The 3,186-nt window shown below is 31.2% G+C and carries 4 protein-coding genes; 2 read left to right on the top strand and 2 right to left on the bottom strand.

The genetic code is table 11. The features are described from left to right. On the top strand, positions 1 to 435 hold a 435-nt coding region (locus Q0G30_RS13970; RefSeq protein ID WP_294391298.1), incomplete at its 5' end, for an ATP-binding cassette domain-containing protein. Between the two features lies 1 nt (position 436). Beyond that, the gene (locus Q0G30_RS13965; protein ID WP_294391295.1) at positions 437 to 1,213 is read left to right on the top strand and encodes a hypothetical protein; all 777 of its coding nucleotides are present in this window, start codon (positions 437 to 439) and stop codon (positions 1,211 to 1,213) included. Between the two features lie 346 nt (positions 1,214 to 1,559). Here Q0G30_RS13965 and Q0G30_RS13960 read toward each other — a convergent pair whose 3' ends face one another. Beyond that, the gene (locus Q0G30_RS13960) at positions 1,560 to 2,849 is read right to left on the bottom strand and encodes an ATP-binding protein (protein ID WP_294391300.1); all 1,290 of its coding nucleotides are present in this window, start codon (positions 2,847 to 2,849) and stop codon (positions 1,560 to 1,562) included. Between the two features lie 149 nt (positions 2,850 to 2,998). After that, positions 2,999 to 3,186, bottom strand: a 188-nt coding sequence (locus Q0G30_RS13955; protein WP_294391290.1) for a hypothetical protein, incomplete at its 5' end; no start/stop codon positions are given.

The following is a 3,186-nucleotide window of genomic DNA, read 5'->3' as shown; positions in this document are numbered from 1 at the left end:
CTTGGAAAAGATATCTCTTTTCCTCGTTCTATCAGTGCCTTGATAGAATCTCCTGCTTTTCTGGATAATTTTACAGGGTATAAGAATCTTGAGATGATCGCTTCTTTAAAAGAAGTAGCGACAAAAGAAGATATAGAAAATGCACTGATGGAAGTAGGGCTTGATCCTCATGATACAAGAACCTATAGAAAATACTCATTAGGTATGAAACAGAAGTTAGGGTTAGCGTGCTGCTTCATGGAAAATCCAGATATCATCTTATTAGATGAACCATTTAATGCCTTGGATGAAGAAAGTGTAGAGAAGGTAAAGAAGATCATATTCAAACATAAGGAAAGAGGAGCTTTGATAGTACTTGCCTGTCATGATGGGGAGTCTTTAAGTTCCTTATCTGATGAAATTTATAATATCGTGGAAGGCAGGGTGAAATACTGATATGCATAAGAATACAATGATAACCGGAGCAATTGTTGCTTTACTTGCAGGAGTGGTGGCTGTAAGTAATATTGACAAAGTGACAAATGCTTTGAAACAGATGAAACGAGATAAAAATGCAGAAAATGCTCAGGATGTGAATATTGATACATTTGACAGTGCTGTACTGGAAGATTTCTCTCAGTCTTTACAGGAAAGAAAAAGTACGGAAGACTGGATAATGAATCTTGAAACATTGTATGCAAGGGATAAAGATCTGGATCTGCACAGAACCATTACCGTCACTCCAAGTGGAGCAGAGGGAGAAGTATCGTATACGATTGAAAATGTCTCGTATACTAAAAACAGAGAAGAACTTCATGAAGATCCCAATGCACTTGGAAAATTGACAGAAGATCCATTGTTTATTGATGAAGATGGAAATCTTAAGAAAGAATGGACATTTGTCTGTATAGACACTTTTATACAGAATACGGGTGATTCTGTAATTCCTATGTTCTATCAGTATGGGTATATCATGAGTGTAGAGGGATACAGCGATGAAGGAAATCTTGGGTATACCAGCAGTGGAGTCATTTATCATTCTTATCAGCCTGGAGATTCTGCACAGCATGCCTTATATCAGAAAGATTTTGCGCCTGGTGATTCTTTTGAAAATACGTATGTTATAGCTGTACCGGATGTGGTACTGGACAGTCTTCATACAGCTGTTGTAGTAAATGGTACAGCTGATAGTGATTTTCTTACAGATAGCAGTTATCTGATGAATCTTGAATAAAAGGGGTTTGTCAACAAAATTGTGTAAGTTTCAAAAACTTATGCAATTTTTTTAATATATCTGCAGATTGAGCATATGCCGCGAAAGCCGCTTTATAAATGGGATATCTCCCTGCTACACTTGAAGGCTCAGTGTTGCCAAAGGGCCGAATTTTGTTTCTGACAAAATGACATCTGGCAAAGATGGCAGTCGAAAAAAGCTGTCGAAATCATTAATAAAAAATAAGATAAAAAATCTATCTATCAATTAGCCTTTGATAGATAGATTGATTAAATAGTTCTTTAAATACTTCTTTTATTATATGATTTAATAATTCGAAATATATCAACAGTAAAGTTTGTTGATATCACAATTCTAGTGAATCTTCATTTAATAAAAATTCATATAACCCTAAATGAAGAATCCCATTTTCATCAACAAAAGGCTTCATTGAAGTTTTACTTATCAATATTTTCTTGAAAAAGTCTTTAGTCTTTAATAATGGTCTGATTTCTGTTTTTAGTTTATCAGGTTCTGAAACACTTAATGCTGATTGGATATAGTATTTTTTTGTACCTTTATTTACAACAAAATCTATTTCACATTGTTTTTTAACTCGGGTTTCATCTATTTTTTCAACTATCTCCACAACTCCAACATCAACTAAATATCCACGACTGATAAGTTCATTATAAATGATGTTTTCCATAATATGTGTTTCTTCTTGTTGTCTGAAGTTAAGTCTTGCATTTCTAAGTCCAATATCAGTGCAGTAATATTTTGATGGATATTCAAAATACTTTTTACCTTTGACATCATATCTTTTCGCATTATTAAAAAGAAATGATTCCATTAAATAGTCTAAGTAACTTGTTATTGTGTTACTAGATACTTTGATTTTTTTGATTGAATTTAGAGTTTTCGCAATCTTATTAGCGTTTGTCAATGAACCAATTGAAGAACACAAATCATCTGTTAATTCATTCAACACATCTGGTAATTCAATGCTATATCTTTCGATAATGTCTTTAAAATAAACTTCACTAAAAAGATTTTTTAAATAGGTTACTTTTTCAACATCATTTTTCTTATTTAAGACAAGTGGCATTCCACCATATAAAGCATATTCCTCATAAGCTTCAGTCTTATCACCACCGGCAAAATTATAGTATTCTTTAAAGGTTATTGGATACATCTTAATTTCATCACTTCTTCCCCTAAATACCGTTAATACATCTTTAGTAAGCATCTTAGAATTAGATCCTGTTACATAAATATCAACATTACGAAGTCGCATTAACCCGTTAAGCACATTATATAGTTTAATATCTTCTGAATTTCTTAATTCTTCTTTGCTAATAGCATATTGAACTTCATCAATCAAAATATAATACATATCATCATTAACTATTTTTTCACGGATATATTTTGATAATTCATCTGGATTCCGATATTTAATATAAAGATCATCATCTAAAGCAATGGTGATTATATTATCTTTACTAATTCCATTATTTATTAGGTAATCATAAAATAAATTAAATAACAAATAACTCTTACCGCATCTTCTTATGCCAGTAATAACTTTAATCAAACCATTTTCTTTTTTATCAATAATTTGTTTAAGGTAATAATCTCTTTTAATAACGTTAGACATCAAAATCATCCTTTCAATTAAAACTTATGGAACTTTTACCGTAACTTTTAACTAAAAATACCATATCCAAATCCAAATATCAACTTTTGATTTAAAACTTAGGGGATTTTTACCGCAACTTTTAATTATATAATTGACCATCTGATTCACTAATTAGAAAACATAGGAAAAGCTGTATCTAAAGCAAAAGATATTTGTTCTCTGGTTATAGTGTGAGATAAAGATATATATTCTTGTACTTTTAGCATTACTTCGTTTCTTATATTTCTATGATTAAACCGGTATTCCTGCTCTGCAAAAAACAAAGGCAGATCCATCTTTCTTACTCCATGATATA

It is taken from the genome of uncultured Clostridium sp. (genome assembly GCF_934754925.1).
Lineage (GTDB): Bacteria > Bacillota > Clostridia > Clostridiales > Clostridiaceae > Clostridium.
This window is presented reverse-complemented; position numbering and strand designations above follow the sequence as displayed.

Coding starts and splice junctions, on each gene's coding strand:
- Q0G30_RS13965 (WP_294391295.1), top strand. CDS start 437: ATGCATAAGAATACAATGATAACCGGAGCAATTGTTGCTTTACTTGCA.
- Q0G30_RS13960 (WP_294391300.1), bottom strand. CDS start 2,849: ATGTCTAACGTTATTAAAAGAGATTATTACCTTAAACAAATTATTGAT.